At 60.6% G+C, this 15,712-nt stretch carries 12 protein-coding genes; 8 read left to right on the top strand and 4 right to left on the bottom strand.

Going from position 1 to position 15,712, the window contains the following annotated elements; genetic code table 11:
• Positions 1–128: 128 nt before the first annotated feature.
• From tnpC to ACUN0E_RS18020, 4 genes are all read right to left on the bottom strand, one after another.
• Positions 129–1,094: an IS66 family transposase gene (tnpC, locus tag ACUN0E_RS18035; protein ID WP_445567490.1), complete on the bottom strand. Its 966-nt coding sequence runs from the start codon at positions 1,092–1,094 to the stop codon at positions 129–131.
• Positions 1,052–1,546, bottom strand: coding sequence for a DUF6444 domain-containing protein (locus ACUN0E_RS18030; RefSeq protein ID WP_445567489.1), 495 nt, complete (start codon positions 1,544–1,546; stop codon positions 1,052–1,054). The genes tnpC and ACUN0E_RS18030 overlap by 43 nt, the downstream gene beginning before the upstream one ends.
• Before the next feature lie 903 nt (positions 1,547–2,449).
• Positions 2,450–2,758, bottom strand: a complete 309-nt coding sequence (locus tag ACUN0E_RS18025; protein WP_445567488.1) for a DUF4148 domain-containing protein — start codon at positions 2,756–2,758, stop codon at positions 2,450–2,452.
• A 256-nt stretch (positions 2,759–3,014) separates the two neighbouring features.
• Complete coding sequence (locus ACUN0E_RS18020) at positions 3,015–4,019, bottom strand: LysR family transcriptional regulator (protein ID WP_445567487.1); 1,005 nt, start codon at positions 4,017–4,019, stop codon at positions 3,015–3,017.
• Between the two features lie 174 nt (positions 4,020–4,193).
• Here ACUN0E_RS18020 and ACUN0E_RS18015 point away from each other — a divergent pair, with 174 nt between their 5' ends.
• The 8 genes from ACUN0E_RS18015 (at position 4,194) to ACUN0E_RS17980 (ending at position 15,708) form a co-directional block, all read left to right on the top strand.
• The gene (locus tag ACUN0E_RS18015; RefSeq protein WP_445567486.1) at positions 4,194–5,048 is read left to right on the top strand and encodes an alpha/beta hydrolase; all 855 of its coding nucleotides are present in this window, start codon (positions 4,194–4,196) and stop codon (positions 5,046–5,048) included.
• Positions 5,049–5,093: 45 nt separating this feature from the next.
• Positions 5,094–6,305 carry an efflux RND transporter periplasmic adaptor subunit gene (locus ACUN0E_RS18010; RefSeq protein ID WP_408229537.1) on the top strand — a complete coding sequence of 404 codons (1,212 nt, stop codon included), beginning with the start codon at positions 5,094–5,096 and terminating at the stop codon, positions 6,303–6,305.
• A gap of 75 nt (positions 6,306–6,380) precedes the next feature.
• Positions 6,381–9,566 carry an efflux RND transporter permease subunit gene (locus tag ACUN0E_RS18005; protein ID WP_408229540.1) on the top strand — a complete coding sequence of 1,062 codons (3,186 nt, stop codon included), beginning with the start codon at positions 6,381–6,383 and terminating at the stop codon, positions 9,564–9,566.
• Positions 9,567–9,579: 13 nt separating this feature from the next.
• Positions 9,580–11,187 (top strand): efflux transporter outer membrane subunit, encoded by a 1,608-nt coding sequence (locus ACUN0E_RS18000; protein ID WP_408229543.1) that lies wholly within the window; start codon positions 9,580–9,582, stop codon positions 11,185–11,187.
• Between the two features lie 385 nt (positions 11,188–11,572).
• Positions 11,573–12,412 (top strand): MetQ/NlpA family ABC transporter substrate-binding protein, encoded by an 840-nt coding sequence (locus ACUN0E_RS17995; RefSeq protein ID WP_445567485.1) that lies wholly within the window; start codon positions 11,573–11,575, stop codon positions 12,410–12,412.
• A 67-nt stretch (positions 12,413–12,479) separates the two neighbouring features.
• Positions 12,480–13,889, top strand: a complete 1,410-nt coding sequence (locus ACUN0E_RS17990; RefSeq protein ID WP_445567484.1) for an LLM class flavin-dependent oxidoreductase — start codon at positions 12,480–12,482, stop codon at positions 13,887–13,889.
• Between the two features lie 12 nt (positions 13,890–13,901).
• Positions 13,902–15,059 (top strand): methionine ABC transporter ATP-binding protein, encoded by a 1,158-nt coding sequence (locus ACUN0E_RS17985; RefSeq protein ID WP_445567483.1) that lies wholly within the window; start codon positions 13,902–13,904, stop codon positions 15,057–15,059.
• Positions 15,052–15,708 (top strand): methionine ABC transporter permease, encoded by a 657-nt coding sequence (locus ACUN0E_RS17980; RefSeq protein WP_408508917.1) that lies wholly within the window; start codon positions 15,052–15,054, stop codon positions 15,706–15,708. The genes ACUN0E_RS17985 and ACUN0E_RS17980 overlap by 8 nt, the downstream gene beginning before the upstream one ends.
• Positions 15,709–15,712: the final 4 nt, after the last annotated feature.

Here is a 15,712-nt window from a genome sequence, read left to right as displayed (position 1 = left end):
GGATTGTTTGTTTGCGCAGCATTTGTCGTTTGTTTGCCTACGGTGTTGGCCTTTCCTTGTTTTGTTAGTGGTCTATTAGCGTCGCCCCTGTGCGGGGCGGGCACTTACTTCTCTTTGCCGCCGCGTAACTATTCAGCGGCCGGCAGGGGCGAAACGACCAAACCGGCAAAGCTCAAGGCCAGCGCATCGATCAGCGAGCGGTTCTGCTTACGCAAAGTGGCGAGATAGGAGCGGATTGTGCAGAACGCCTCCATGCCGCAGACAGAGCGGAAACACCCTGATATTTTCTGCTTGAGTTTGGGCATGCGGATATCGCGCTCGGCCAGATTGTTGTCGAACGGCACACGGTGATCTGCAATAAAACGCCATACCTGGCGCGTCTGTGTGTGCAGGCGGCGCAGCAGATTGTAGGCAAAGCTCTGCCTGATCTTGCCGCGCCGCTCCTTGCGCCTGGACTCGCGCGCCTGCTGGGGATTAAGCCTGTCTCCCAGAGCAATCAGCGCCCGACTTCGCCTGGCGTAATAGCGCTGGCGCGATCGACTCAGTGCCGTGTTGCCGCAGGCCAGACTGAGCTCACTCTCGCGTTTGGCCTGACACAGCAGATCAATCATCTGCTGGGCCCACGCCTGCCCGGTGGACTCCAGCACAAACACCAACTCGCGCAGATGGTGGGCATTGCATAGCGCATGGTCGCAGTCATAGTAGGCATACGGTCGCCAGCCGTCATGTACCGCGATGCCCGTGAAGCCAGGCAGAATGCCGAAACTGTCGAGTGCCTCGCGACCGCGCTTGTGGTGCGCACCGTACCAGCTCAGCGTGCGCGTTGACGCGGTATGCAGCCAGTGGGGCGTACGTCCCACGCGCATGCTGCTCTCATCGAAATGCACGACCGGCTGCTTATGCAGTGCCTGGCTGATCTGTTCAACTGCGGGCGCCAGCAGATGTGCTGCCTGATCAATGCTGTGCTGCACGGTGCCGGTACTCACACGCAGACCGAACAGATCCGTCAGCGCCTGAGCGGTGCGTCCCACTGGCAGTTGCTGGTACTGCGTCAGATAGACTGCCGCGGCGCGCACCTGGGCACCGTACTGCACCGCCGGCTTACGCCTTCGGGAAACACGCCCGAATGACGTTTGCCGCAGCGACACTGTGCGATCTGCACGCGATGTTCGGTCACCTCAAAACGCGTGGGCGGCAAATCGATCACCTGACGTCCTTCAGTCACCACGGTGATCCGTGTGGAATCAAGCCGTGCCCCGCATGCATCGCACACCCGCGCCACCGGGTGAATCTCAATGTGATCGGGTTGCGCCACGCGTTTTAGCGTCTTGCCTTTATGACCGGGCTGCGCTCCCGGGCGTGCACCGCTTACGCCGCGCAACGACTTCGGTTTGCGCTTCGGGCCGTCGCTTGATGGTGGCTTGCTGGAGTTATGACTGTCCTTCTCAAGCTTCGCCTCAAGCTCGTTCAGACGCCTCACAAGATCGACGATCAGTGCGTCCTTCTGTTCAGGCGTCAGATCCTTGATGTCGGGCATCTTCGTCATGTCCTTCACTATGCATGGCCTGGTTCCAGTTTACAACCGCTGAATAGTTACGCCGCCGCAAAGAGAAGTAAGCAAGAGAAAGCGGCTCACACCGCTAGCTTATAAGCGGGTCTCTCGCGCAGTTGCGGTAGTGGAGCATCTGGAATCTGTGTTCTCGCACATTCGGCGTGAGTGACAAAGGGCTCATCCGCTCCCACTCCGCACTGCGTGCGTCGCGGATGAGTCTGCCAGGAAAACCTGGAGCTTCGTTTGGGGGGGCGATCGGCTCCGGCCAGGCGACGACGAAGTTGCACGAGGAACCTCGGGCTCCGTTTAAGCACAGAGGGAATCATCGGCTTCGCCTCGGCGAAACGCCGGATGAAACGCGAGTGCAAAAACACCGCAATCGGTTTTGAGAACGTGCGCTTCGGCGCGCGCAGCGCCGCCGGAAGTATGACTGCCTTGTCACGAACGCGGAGTGTGCGGGAATGCAGATTCCAGATGCTCCACTACCGCAACTGTGCGAGAGACCCGCTTATAAGCTAGCGGTGTGAGCCGCTTTCTTTTGCCTACTTTTCTTTGCGGCAGGCAAAGAAAAGTAGGTGCCTGCCCCGCACAGGGGCGACGCTAATAAACCACTAAGAAATCAAGGAAAGGCCAACACCAAAAACGCACAAAAAAACGCGCCGAGCAGGCAAACAACTCGAGAAAAACCCAACGCCGCAGGCAAACAGACAAACAAGCGCCGCACGGCAAAAACCAACCCCCATCGTCACGACGCCCGATAAGGCGTCCACACAGGCGTATCCATATCCCAATGATCAAGTTCAGACGGCGTCATCACATGCTCCTTCATAAAGAGTGCACAAACACCACCGCAATGACTATTTATTTTGGAAACCGAATCATCGCGGTGCATCAGCCTTACTGCCCATTAGCAACGCGTGTCACGTCGCCACTGGCGCCTTCCTGCAATGCAATACGCGCAGCCTGCGTCTGACCAATCAGACCTTTATTCGGATACGACGTACGATTCAGCGCAGGCAGGGAACCGTCACGATACGCCGCGACCAGTTCGGCCTTAACCTCAGCACGGGTTTTACCGCCTGTGGTCGGCGTGGGTTGCGTTTCGTATGTGCCGGCATGGCCAATCCCACCACCATTGCTTTGAGCAAAAACCGATGCGCTGGCAAGCAGCGAAAGAGCCAGACCTGCTAAGAGATTGCGTTTCATGATTCACTCCTGTCGATTCGTTTGCAGCACGACGAGCGCTGCGACAGGGTGAAATGTAGACTTCGAGGCGACTCGGATAAATCGCACTTTCGCGAAATGAATTGTCGCGATTCCAGAACAATCATCGCAGCGCGCGTGTCTCCCCGACAACCAGAGGGCACTACAGGGCAACTGCGGGACAACCGCGGGACAACCGCGGCATTAGAGCCGCGGTTGGAATTCACTGTTCCAGATTACGTACTTCAACTCGGGCGAATCAGGCGACCCACTCCGTTATTACCGGCGTATCGAGCGTCGGAGCAGATTCGCGTTCTTCGAAAGTACGCTTCGTGCACATCGTGTCCAGACTGCCGCGTCCGCTCAGCAGCGGGCAGCGGTCGAACAGCTCCGCGATCCAGTCTACGAAAACACGGACTTTAGGCGACAGATGCCGACTGTGCGGATAGACTGCGGAAATCGGCATCGGCAAAGGCTTCAGCTCCGGTAGTACTTCAACCAGTTGGCCCGAACGCAGATGCGGCAACACCATGAAGAGCGCCGGCTGAATCAGGCCGAAGCCTTCCAGTCCGCAAGTTACGTAGGCATCGGCGTCGTTCACCGACACAATGCCCTTCATCTTCACTTCCATTTCTTTGCCATCAACCATGAAGGCCCAATCGATCGTGCGCCCCGTGCGGCTCGAAAAATAATTGACTGCTTTGTGATTCTCGAGGTCATCGAGCGAAGTCGGCATGCCCGCTCGCTCAATGTAGTCGGGGGCCGCGCAGGTCACGCCCTCGAACAAACCGATGCGCCGCGCCACCAGCGACGAATCCTGTAGCGCACCCACACGTACCACGCAATCCACGCCTTCCTGCAACAGATCGACGGGCCGGTCCGTCAATCCGAGTTGCAGGTCGATGTCCGGGTAACGCGTGTGGAATTCACACAGCGAAGGGATCACCAGCAGGCGCCCGATCGATCCCGGCATGTCGATGCGCAGCTTGCCGTGCGGTTTTTTGTTGCCGCTCTGGAAGCTGGCCTCGGTTTCTTCGACGTCCGCGAGGATGCGCACGCAGCGTTCGTAATACGCCGCGCCGTCCGGTGTGAGCGACAAACGCCGCGTGGTCCGGTGCATCAGCCGCGTGCCGAGGAACGCTTCGAGGTTCTGAATGATGGTGGTAACCGATGCGCGCGGCAGGTCGAGCGTTTCCGCCGCACGAGTAAAGCTGTTGGTGTCGACGACGCGCGTGAACACTTGCATGGCCTGAAGCCGGTCCATTGCAAACCTCCGAAAGGGGCGGGCGCACTGAGCAGGGATCGAATCCGGGAGAGCAATCGCATTCGATTGTTCAGGTGCGCCGAATTGTGTTGCCGGATTATAGGCATTTATTTACGAGTCTGCTGAACCCACAATTCGCACCATTGAAGTTCTATGCGCATTGCGCGGCTCGACATGGATGCATTTAAACCGCCGTACTCCTTTGTGCCCGCTGGCAGCGGCCCGGCACAGGCAGACAGCACGGCACTCGACGTTACTGACGTGCAGATCGAAGGGCACGCCCAGGACATTACGTTGCGTTTGTACCGGCAGTCACAAAAAACCGCACTGCCAGTACTGCTTTATTTTCACGGCGGTGGTTTTACGAAGGGCTCGATCGATCAGGCTGAGTACGCCGCGCGTTATTTCGCAGAACACTTACCAGCTCTCGTCGTCTCGGTTGGTTATTCGCTGGCGCCGCAGTTTCCGTTTCCGGCGGCGCCTGAAGACGCACACCGTGCGGCGCTGTGGGTGCAGACAAGAGCACGTGCGTTTGGCGGAAATAGCGGGAAGATCGGCGTGGCGGGCCACGATGCGGGTGGGCAGTTGGCCAACTGCCTCGCTTTCATCGCGCGGGACCGCGGCGACGTGCGCATTGCCGCGCAAGCGCTGTTCGGACCGATGCTCGATCCGAGCCTCACGCGTTTGGGCGACGAGCAACGCCTCAGTTCGGACATCACCGCGAAGGAATGCGCTGCGTGTTATCGCGCATATCTGCCGCAAGCGTCGCAACGCATGCATCCGTATGCCGCGCCGCTCGAATCGTCACGCCTCGCGGGCCTGCCGGCCACGCTGATCGCGACGGCTCAAAACGATGTGCTGCATGTGGAAGCGGAGAAATACGCGAGCAGTCTGATCGATGCGGGTGTGCTGACCCAGGTGGTCCGCTATCCCAGTGTCTCGCACGCCGCGTTGGCCGACCATCCACCTGCGTTGCAGGAAGCGGTGCGATTTTTTCAGTGGCGCTTCGATGCGCGCGCCCATCGCTGAGACAGAAATAAGTAGAACTTTAATCAACGATACCGGGAGCTTCTCATGACTATCCTTCCTCTTTCCCGTCGCCGTGTGGCGATTGCCGCGCTAGCCGTCCTCGTTGTGGCCGGGCTGGGCACGTTCGGCGCGATCCGGGTCGACGCGAGCTCGCCCGCCGCGCCGACCATCGTGCCGGAGGTCGATGTTGCCACTGTGGTGCAAAAGACCATCACCGACTGGCAAAGCTATTCAGGCCGCCTCGAAGCAGTCGAAAAAGTGGACGTTCGTTCGCAGGTGCCGGGCACGATCGTGTCCGTCAACTTCAAGGACGGTGCGCTCGTGAAGAAGGGCGATACGCTGTTCGTGATCGATCCGCGTCCTTACGCCGCCGAAGTCGATCGCGCCGAAGCACAGGTCGCGGCAGCGCAAGCGCGTACGGGCTACACGCAAAGCGATTGGGAACGTGCGCAACGGCTGATTGCCGACAACGCAATCGCCAAGCGCGATTACGACGAGAAGCAGAACGCCGCGCGTGAAGCGAGCGCCAACCTGAAGGCCGCGCAAGCCGCCGTCGAAACCGCGCGCATCAATCTCGGCTACACGAAGATCGTCGCGCCGGTGGCGGGCCGCGTCTCGCGTGCGGAAATCACGGTGGGCAATGTGGTGGCCGCAGGCGCAAGCTCGGCGCCGCTGACCACGCTGGTGTCGGTTTCGCCGATCTACGCATCGTTCGACGTTGACGAACAAACCTACCTGCAATACCTGAGCCGGGCGAAGGACGGCCGCAAAGTGCCGGTGGACCTGGGTCTGGCGGATGAAAGCGGCTACTCACGCAGCGGCACGATCGAATCCGTCGACAACCGGCTGGATACGTCGTCCGGCACGATTCGGGTGCGCGCGCGCTTCGATAACCAGGATGGTGCATTGATTCCGGGGCTGTATGCCCGCGTCAAGGTCGGCGGCAGCGAACCGCATCCGGCACTGCTGATCGACGATGCAGCGGTGGGCACCGATCAGGACAAGAAGTTCGTGCTGGTGGTCGACGAGAAGAATCACGTGGTGTATCGCGAAATCTCGGTGGGCAATATGCAGGGCAACCTGCGCGTCGTTAAGGGCGGTTTGCAGGCGACCGACCGGATCGTGGTGAATGGTATCCAGCGTGTGCGTCCGGGCGATGCAGTACGCGCTCACATGGTGCCGATGACCGCAGATCAGGATCCGAACGGCGCGCCGCTCGCACAGACGCGAGCGAAAACAGCGGACAAGAATTCGTGAGCCTCGTGCGCCGCGCTTGTGTGTAGCCACATCAAGTAGCCGTAGCGGCGCATGCTCCAACGTTAAGAGCTTCCCATGAATATATCCAAATTCTTCATCGATCGGCCGATCTTTGCCGGCGTGCTATCGGTATTGATCCTGCTGGGCGGTATCATTTCGCTCTTCAAGCTGCCGATTTCGGAGTACCCGGAAGTGGTGCCGCCCTCGGTGGTGGTGCACGCGCAATATCCGGGCGCCAATCCGAAAGTAATCGCCGAGGCTGTCGCCGCGCCGCTCGAAGAGCAGATCAACGGCGTCGAGAACATGCTGTACATGCAGTCGCAAGCCAATAGCGACGGCAATCTCACGCTGACGGTGACCTTCAAGCTCGGCACTAATCCGGACCTTGCGACGCAGCTGGTGCAGAACCGCGTCAACCAGGCGCTGCCGCGCCTGCCGGAAGACGTGCAGCGCCTCGGCATCACGACCATCAAGAGTTCGCCTACGCTGACGATGGTGGTCCACCTGATCTCGCCGAACAATCGCTACGACATGACGTACCTGCGCAACTACGCGCTGCTCAACGTCAAGGATCGGCTCGCGCGGATTCAGGGCGTCGGCGAAGTGCAGCTGTGGGGTTCGGGCGACTACGCGATGCGCGTCTGGCTCGATCCGCAGAAAGTCGCACAACGCGGTTTGACGGCAACCGAAGTGGTTAACGCAATCCGTGAGCAGAACATTCAGGTGGCGGCCGGTGTAATCGGCGCATCGCCTTCGGTGCCGGGCACGCAATTGCAGTTGTCGGTGAATGCGCGCGGTCGTTTGAAGACTGAGGGCGAATTCGGCGACATCATCGTCAAAACCGCGCCGGATGGCGGCGTGACGTACCTGCGTGATATCGCGCGTGTCGAGCTGGCGGCGTCGGAATACGGCTTGCGTTCGCTGCTCGACAACAAGCCTGCGGTGGCGCTCGCGATCAACCAGGCACCGGGCGCGAACTCGCTGGCGATTTCCGATCAGGTTCGTGCGGCGATGAAGGAGCTGGCGGAAGACATGCCGGCTGGCGTCGAATACAAGATCGTCTATGACCCGACGCAGTTCGTGCGCTCGAGTATCGAGGCGGTGATTCACACACTGCTCGAAGCGATTGCGCTGGTGGTGATCGTGGTGATCGTGTTCCTGCAAACATGGCGTGCGTCGATCATTCCATTGATTGCGGTGCCGGTGTCGATTGTCGGTACGTTCTCGTTGCTGCTTGCATTCGGCTTCTCGATCAATGCGTTGTCATTGTTTGGAATGGTGCTCGCCATCGGGATCGTGGTGGACGATGCGATCGTGGTGGTGGAGAACGTCGAACGGAACATCGAAAGCGGGCTCAGTGCGCGCGATGCGACTTATAAGGCCATGCAGGAAGTGAGCGGGCCGATTATCGCCATCGCGCTGACGCTGGTCGCCGTGTTCGTGCCGCTCGCTTTCATGACCGGCCTGACGGGCCAGTTCTACAAGCAGTTCGCGATGACCATCGCGATCTCGACGGTGATCTCGGCGTTCAATTCGCTGACCTTGTCGCCGGCTTTGTCCGCGCTACTGTTGCGCAGCCATGGTGCGAAGGAAGACTTCCTGACCCGTGTGATGAATCGTGTACTGGGCCGCTTTTTCAAGGGGTTCAACAAGGTGTTCCATCGCGGCTCGACGGAATATGGCCGTGGCGTGAAGGGCGTGCTGCGCCGTAAAGGGGCGATGCTCGCGGTCTACGCGATCCTGCTGTGTGCGACTGTGCTGATCTCGCGCGTCGTGCCGGGCGGTTTCGTGCCGGCGCAGGACAAGGAATACCTGATTGCGTTTGCGCAGTTGCCGAACGGCGCGTCGCTGGATCGCACGGAAAAGGTGATCCGCGATATGAGCGCGATTGCCTTGAAGCAGCCGGGCGTGGAAAGCGCGGTGGCGTTCCCGGGTTTGTCGGTGAACGGCTTCACCAATAGTTCGAGTGCGGGCATCGTGTTCGTCACGTTGAAGCCTTTCAAGGATCGCGGCAGCAAGAAACTCTCGGCCGGCGCGATTGCCGGTGCGTTGAACCAGCAGTACGGCGCGATCAAGGATTCGTTCGTCGCCGTGTTTCCGCCGCCTCCGGTACTGGGTCTCGGCACGCTCGGTGGTTTCAAGATGCAGTTGGAAGATCACGGCGCGGTGGGTTATGCGGAGTTGAACAAGGCTGCGGAAGCGTTCGTGAAGAAAGCGGCGCAAACGCCTGAACTTGGACCGACGTTCTCGAGCTATCAGATCAACGTGCCGCAACTGAACGTCGACCTGGATCGCGTGAAGGCCAAGCAACTCGGCGTGCCCGTCACGGATGTCTTCAACACGATGCAGATCTATCTGGGCTCGCTGTATGTCAACGACTTCAACCGCTTCGGCCGCGTGTACCAGGTGCGGGTGCAGGCGGATGCGCCGTTCCGTCAACGTGCTGACGACATTCTGCAACTGAAGACACGCAATGCTGCAGGCGACATGGTGCCGTTGTCGTCCCTGGTGACGGTGACGCCTACGTACGGTCCGGAAATGGTGGTGCGCTACAACGGCTATACGGCTGCCGACATCAACGGTGGACCGGCACCGGGCTTCTCGTCGGGCCAGGCGCAGGCCGCGGCCGAACGCGTGGCGGCGGAAACCTTGCCGCATGGCGTGAAGCTCGAATGGACCGACCTGACGTATCAGCAGATCATCGCCGGCAATGCGGGCTTGTGGGTGTTCCCGATCAGCGTGCTGCTCGTGTTCCTCGTGCTGGCCGCGTTGTATGAAAGTCTGACGCTGCCGCTCGCGGTGATCCTGATCGTGCCGATGAGCGTGCTGTCCGCGCTGACCGGCGTGTGGCTCACGGGTGGCGACAACAACATCTTCACGCAGATTGGGTTGATGGTGCTGGTGGGGCTGTCGGCAAAGAACGCGATTCTGATCGTCGAGTTCGCCCGGGAGCTGGAACATGACGGGCGTACGCCACTGGCAGCGGCGATCGAGGCGAGCCGCATGCGTCTGCGCCCGATCCTGATGACATCGATCGCTTTCATCATGGGTGTGGTGCCGCTGGTGCTTTCAAGTGGCGCCGGTTCGGAGATGCGTCACGCGATGGGTATCGCGGTGTTCTTCGGCATGCTCGGCGTGACGTTGTTCGGCCTGATGCTGACCCCTGTGTTCTATGTGGTGCTGCGTACGTTGGCGGGCGGGACGATTCACGTCGCGCAGAAAGACGCGCCGCACCTTGGGGCGCCGGCGACGGAAGCCTGAGGAGAAAACAAAAATGAATCGTTTTGAATCTTTAAACGGATGGGGCAGAGCGGCTGCCAGCGGTTTGCTGGTGGCGTTGCTCGCGGCCTGCTCAGTCGAGCCCACGTATAAGCGGCCGGAGGTGGATACGCCGGTTGCGTTCAAGGAAACGCCTGCCGCTGCGTCGGGAGCGTCGACCACATCGGCTACGTCCGCCGCATCGCCGCAGGACACGGGCACGTGGAAGCAGGCCCAGCCTGCCGACGACGCGCATCGCGGCGAATGGTGGACGATTTTCGGCGACCCGCAGCTCAACGCGCTGGAAGAGCAGGCGGCTGCTGCGAACCAGGACCTGAAGGCCGCAGCGGCGCGTGTGCAACAGGCACGTGCGGTGACGCAGGCGGCAAAATCGGACTGGTTCCCGAAGTTCGACGCGGGTTTTGGCCCGACGCGTGAACGGGCATCGGCAGCCTCGCAGTTTCAGCCGGATAGCGTGGGCGGTACGAACGGCACGATCTGGCGCGCACAGGTCGGTGCATCGTATGAAACCGATCTGTTCGGACGGGTCGGGTCGAACGTGAATGCGTCGCGCGCGGACGAGCAGCAAAGTGAAGCGCTGTTCCGGTCGGTCCAGTTGTCGTTGCAGGCTGATGTTGCGCAGAACTACTTCCAGTTGCGCGAGCTCGATACGGATCAGGATCTCTACCGCCGTACCGTGACATTGCGCGAGGACACGCTGAAACTGGTCGAGCGACGTTTCAAGGAAGGCGATATCGGCGAACTGGATGTTTCGCGCTCTCGCAACGAACTGGCGAGCGCACGGGCCGATGCGGTTGGCGTGGCGCGTCAGCGCGCGGCCTCCGAGCATAGTCTCGCGATTCTGCTTGGTAAGCCGCCGGCAGATTTTTCGTTTGCGGAGGCGCCGCTCGCGCCGGTGACGGTGAGTGTGCCACCGGGTTTGCCTTCGGCGCTGCTCGAACGTCGGCCGGACATTTCGGCGGCGGAGCGGGCGATGATGGCGGCGAACGCGCGGGTCGGTCTGGCGAAGTCGGCGTTCTTCCCGAAGCTCGATATCACCGGCGGGGCTGGCTTTGAATCGGCGACGCTCGGCGATCTGTTCATGTGGTCGAGTCGCGCGTTTATCCTCGGCCCCTTCGCCGGTACCGCACTGACGTTGCCTTTGTTCGACGGTGGTCGCCGCAAGGCAAACCTTGCCCAAGCTCGCTCGAAGTATGACGAGGACGTAGCGCAATATCGTCAACAGGTGCTGGTGGCGTTCCGTGAGGTCGAGGACAACCTGGCCGATCTGCGCTTGCTCGAGGATCAGATGCGCGAGCAGAACGATGCGGTCGTGGCCTCGCAGCGCGCGGCGCATCTGTCGCGCACGCAGTACACGGAAGGCGCGGTCAGCTATCTGGATGTGATCGACGGCGAACGGCAGGTGCTGATTTCGCAACTGCAGGCGAGTCATCTGTCGGGCACGCAAGCGGTGGCGACGGTGAATCTGATTCGCGCGCTGGGCGGCGGCTGGGGCGATGTAAAACCTGCGGGCGATGAGGCGGTGGGGGCGGTTGCGCCGGCTTCGGGCCCGGTTGTTGCGGCTTCTGCTTCGGTGTTGCCGGATCAGGTGGCGAAGCGCTAGGGTTTACTTTTTAGTTAGTTAGCTGGCGAAGAACGCCGGGTTGCGCTTAGGCGCGGCCCGGCGTTTTTTTTGCTGAGGCAGTGCGCCAGCCCCTGCGTGCGGCGCGGCCACCCCAAATCATTTTTCCCGCTTTCCTTCCCAAAATCCGTTCGTAGACCGCTGGTTTCCCGCCGTCTATGATGATTCGCACCTCATCTGGAGAGAGGCGATGACCTGCCCGACCTGCCGCTGTCCGCGCTGATCCGCTCGCGCGTTCCATTGTTGCTGCGCGTCGGTTAAACCGCGCGTTGCAGATTTCCGTTGTCCGACTGAGTCCGGCACACCCGCATGCCGTGGGATCGGCTCGCCTCGAAACACACCACGCCCCAACCCTAACGAGTTCACCATGCGCATTTCTCTTTCTACCGTGCGGCGTTTTTTTCGTGCACCGACGCTAAGGCTTATTGGCGCGCTCGGTTTTGCGCTGGCGTTATCGGCGGCACCCGCAGTCGCGGCAGACACGGCCACGCTGAAAATCGGCACCGCCACCAGCCCGCAAATCGAGGCGCTCAAAGTGGCCGCGCGCGAGGCGAAGGAGCAGGGGCTGGATGTGAAGATCATCGAGTTCACCGACTGGAATACGCCGAACGCGGCGCTCGCCAACAAGGATATCGACGTCAACTATTTCCAGCACATTCCGTTTCTCGAGAACGCAAAGAAGCAGGGCGGCTATAACTTCGTCGCAATCGCGCCGGGCACGATCATGAAGATCGGTCTGTATTCGAAAAAGATCAAACGCTTCGACGAATTGAAAGACGGCGCCACTGTCGCCATCGCGAACGATCCGGTCAACGGCGGGCGGGGTCTGTTGCTACTGCAACGTGCCGGTCTCATCAAGCTGACGCCGGGCATCGACTATCGCGCCACGACGCTTGACATCGTCGACAATCCGAAGCATTTGAAGATCGTTCAGCTCGAGGCATCGCAATTAGCCCGCTCGCTGGACGACGTCGATCTCGCGCAAGGCTACCCGAGCTTCATCAAGCTCGCGGGCACCACCGATCCGAATAGCGCATTGCTGTTCGACGGCCTGGAAAACAAGAATTATGCGATCCAGTGGGTCGTGCGCCCTGAAAGCGTAAATGATCCGCGTATCCGCAAGTTCATCTCGATCTATCAGCATTCGCCCGCTGTGCGCGCCGCGCTCGACAAAGCCTTCGGCAATCTCTACGCCGTCGCCTGGTAAGTCACTCAACTAAGCCACACAGCTAAACACGCAGCTAGCAACGTTGAATAGAGCAAGGAGCCGTACGATGGCGAAGAAAAAGATTCTGTTGAACGCGTTCAACATGAATGCGGTCGGCCATATCAATCATGGTTTGTGGACGCATCCGCGCGACCGCTCCGCGCATTACACCGACCTCGACTACTGGACGAGCCTCGCGCAAACGCTCGAACGCGGCAAGTTCGACGGGATCTTTCTCGCGGATATCGTTGGCGTGTACGACGTTTATCAGGGCGGCCCCGAAACGCCGTTGCGCGAATCGGTGCAGATTCCGATCAATGATCCATCGCTGATCGTGCCCGCGATGGCGCATGTGACGAAGCATATCGGCTTCGGCGTCACGTCGAATCTGACTTACGAGCCACCGTACCTGTTCGCGCGCCGCATGTCGACGCTGGATCATCTGACCCGTGGCCGGGTAGGCTGGAACATCGTCACCGGCTATCTGGACAGCGCGGCGCGCGGTATGGGTCTCGCGCAGCAGATCAGCCACGACGACCGCTACGACCGCGCCGACGATTACATGGACGTGGTTTACAAGCTATGGGAACAGAGCTGGGAGGACGACGCAGTGGTGCGCGATCGCGAGACACGCATCTTCTCGCATCCTGACAAGGTGCATCGCGTAAAACACGATGGTCCGTATTATTCGATCGACGCCATTCATTTAAGCGAACCGTCCCCGCAGCGCACGCCGGTTCTGTATCAGGCAGGCTCGTCGAGCCGCGGCGTCGATTTTGCGGCACGTCACGCGGAATGCGTGTTTGTCGGCGGCCAGAACAAGCAGCTCACGCGCTCCATTGTCGACGACATTCGAGCACGGGCGGTGAGCTTCGGCCGCGCGTCCGACGACATCAAGATCTTTGCCGGTATCACCGTTGTAGTCGGCGAAACAGAACGCGCCGCGCAGGAGAAATTCGAAGAATACCGGCGTTATGCGAGCGCCGAGGGCGGCATCGCGCATTTCTCCAGTTCGACCGGTATCGACTTCTCGCAGTACGAACTGGACGAACCGATTTCGTATGTGAAAACCGAATCGATGCAATCGGCAGTCGAAGCTATTTCGAAGAAGAGCGTGAGCGGCGTATGGACCAAACGCAAGGTGCTGGAGCAGATGACGCTCGGCGGCCGCGCGAAACCCGTAGTCGGATCGCCGCAGCAGATCGCGGACGAACTGGAGTCGTGGATCGAAGAGGCCGGCGTCGACGGATTCAATCTTACCCGTACCGTCATGCCCGAATCGTTCGAAGACTTCGTCGATCTGGTGGTGCCGGAACTGCAGAATCGCGGCGTCTACAAGGAAGACTACGACCCGGCGCCGACGCTGCGCGAAAAGTTATTCGGTGGCGGCCGCGCACGACTGCCCGCGGTGCATGCCGGCGCGCAGCATCGGCGGCGTAACACGCAAACCGGTGCGCGATCCACCGCGGAAGCATAGAGGAGCGAAGCCATGGCTAATCTGTTCGACGTGCCCCAGTTCATTGAAGACGCACCGTCCCTCGCCTTGAATCGTGTTGCGGCCGATGCCGCGCACGAAGCCGTCGTATTCGACGACGTGGGCAAGGTGTTCGCCAACACGCGTGGTGTGTCGACCGCGGCGCTTGCGAATGTCACGCTGAATGTGGCGTGCGGCGAAGTGTTCGGCATCATCGGCCGCAGCGGGGCGGGCAAATCGACGCTGCTGCGGCTCGTCAACGGTCTGGAAAAGCCAAGTTCCGGCGCGGTGCGCGTGAATGGCGTAAGCGTCGGCGAGCTCGACGAACGCGGTCTGGTCACGCTGCGGCGGCGTATCGGCATGGTGTTCCAGCATTTCAATCTGCTCTCCGCGAAGACGGTGCGCGAAAACATTGCGTTGCCGCTAAAAATCGCCGGCGCGCCTAAGGCGGCGATCGACAAAAAGGTCGACGCGTTGCTCGAACTGGTCGGTCTGTCAACCAAGCGCGACGCCTATCCGGCGAGTTTGTCCGGCGGCCAGAAGCAGCGCGTTGGGATCGCGCGGGCCCTTGTGACCGACCCGGACATTCTGTTGTGCGACGAGGCGACGTCCGCACTCGATCCGGAAACAACGCAAGCCATTCTCGCGTTGCTGCGCGATATCAATCAGCGGCTCAATCTGACCATCGTGCTGATTACGCATGAGATGCAGGTCATTCGCGAGGTCTGCGATACGGTGGCCGTGATCGAGCGCGGTGAAGTGGTGGAAACGGGACCCGTGTGGCGGGTGTTCGGCGACCCGCAGCACGACGCGACGCGCGCGTTACTGCGGACCCTGGTGCATGATCTGCCTGCCGACCTGGCTGCGCGCGTCAAACCGTTGCACGGGATCGAGCATGCGGATGCACAGATTCTGCTTGATGTGCGCTTCACCGGCAGCGATGCACGTGAACCCGACCTCGGCGGATTGACGTCTGCATTGAGCATGGAAGGTGGCCGGGTGAGTTTCGTGCATGGCGGCATCGACCGGATTCAGGGGCATGCGCAAGGGCGCCTGGTGGTGTCGGCAGAGGTGCGTGCGAATGCGGACGGTACGGTGCAGACGCAGATCGCGACGCTGCTCGAGCGCGCGCGTCACTATGCCAATCATGTCGAGGTGCTCGGTTATGTCTGATCTCTGGCTCGCGGAACTCGCCGATGCAATTCGCGACACCATCGTCATGGTCGGCGTATCCGCCTTCGTCGCGGCGTTGATCGGCATTCCGCTCGCACTGGTGCTGGTCACCACCACGCGCGGCGGTATCTATGAAAAACGTGTGGTGAACAGCACGCTCGGTGCGCTCGTCAATGCGTTCCGCTCCACGCCGTTCATCATTTTGCTGGTCGCGCTGCTGCCGCTCACACGTTTGCTGATCGGCACGACGATCGGCGTATGGGCGGCGATCGTGCCGCTCAGTATCGCGGCGATTCCCTTTTTTGCACGCGTGGCCGAAGTGAGCTTGCGCGAAGTGGACCGCGGTTTGATCGAAGCCGCGCAGGCAATGGGCGCGCAGCGCCGGCATATCATCTGGCATGTGCTGTTACCCGAGGCGCTGCCGGGCATTCTGGGCGGCTTCACGATTACCGTAGTGGCGATGATTGGTTCCTCGGCCATGGCGGGCGCGGTCGGCGCCGGTGGCCTTGGCGATCTGGCGATTCGCTACGGCTATCAGCGTTTCGATACTACTGTGATGGTGACCGTGATCGTGCTGCTGATCGTAATCGTGACGGTGGTGCAGTTCGTCGGCGATCGTTTCGTGCGGCGGCTTGCACAACGCGCTTGATCGT

This window comes from Paraburkholderia sp. D1E, from assembly GCF_052682275.1.
This window is presented reverse-complemented; position numbering and strand designations above follow the sequence as displayed.

Bases quoted from the DNA above. Each gene is read 5' to 3' on its own strand.
- ACUN0E_RS18030 (WP_445567489.1), bottom strand. From the start codon at position 1,546: ATGACGAAGATGCCCGACATCAAGGATCTGACGCCTGAACAGAAGGAC.
- ACUN0E_RS18025 (WP_445567488.1), bottom strand. From the start codon at position 2,758: ATGAAACGCAATCTCTTAGCAGGTCTGGCTCTTTCGCTGCTTGCCAGC.
- ACUN0E_RS18020 (WP_445567487.1), bottom strand. From the start codon at position 4,019: ATGGACCGGCTTCAGGCCATGCAAGTGTTCACGCGCGTCGTCGACACC.
- ACUN0E_RS18015 (WP_445567486.1), top strand. From the start codon at position 4,194: ATGGATGCATTTAAACCGCCGTACTCCTTTGTGCCCGCTGGCAGCGGC.
- ACUN0E_RS18010 (WP_408229537.1), top strand. From the start codon at position 5,094: ATGACTATCCTTCCTCTTTCCCGTCGCCGTGTGGCGATTGCCGCGCTA.
- ACUN0E_RS18005 (WP_408229540.1), top strand. From the start codon at position 6,381: ATGAATATATCCAAATTCTTCATCGATCGGCCGATCTTTGCCGGCGTG.
- ACUN0E_RS18000 (WP_408229543.1), top strand. From the start codon at position 9,580: ATGAATCGTTTTGAATCTTTAAACGGATGGGGCAGAGCGGCTGCCAGC.
- ACUN0E_RS17995 (WP_445567485.1), top strand. From the start codon at position 11,573: ATGCGCATTTCTCTTTCTACCGTGCGGCGTTTTTTTCGTGCACCGACG.
- ACUN0E_RS17990 (WP_445567484.1), top strand. From the start codon at position 12,480: ATGGCGAAGAAAAAGATTCTGTTGAACGCGTTCAACATGAATGCGGTC.
- ACUN0E_RS17985 (WP_445567483.1), top strand. From the start codon at position 13,902: ATGGCTAATCTGTTCGACGTGCCCCAGTTCATTGAAGACGCACCGTCC.
- ACUN0E_RS17980 (WP_408508917.1), top strand. From the start codon at position 15,052: ATGTCTGATCTCTGGCTCGCGGAACTCGCCGATGCAATTCGCGACACC.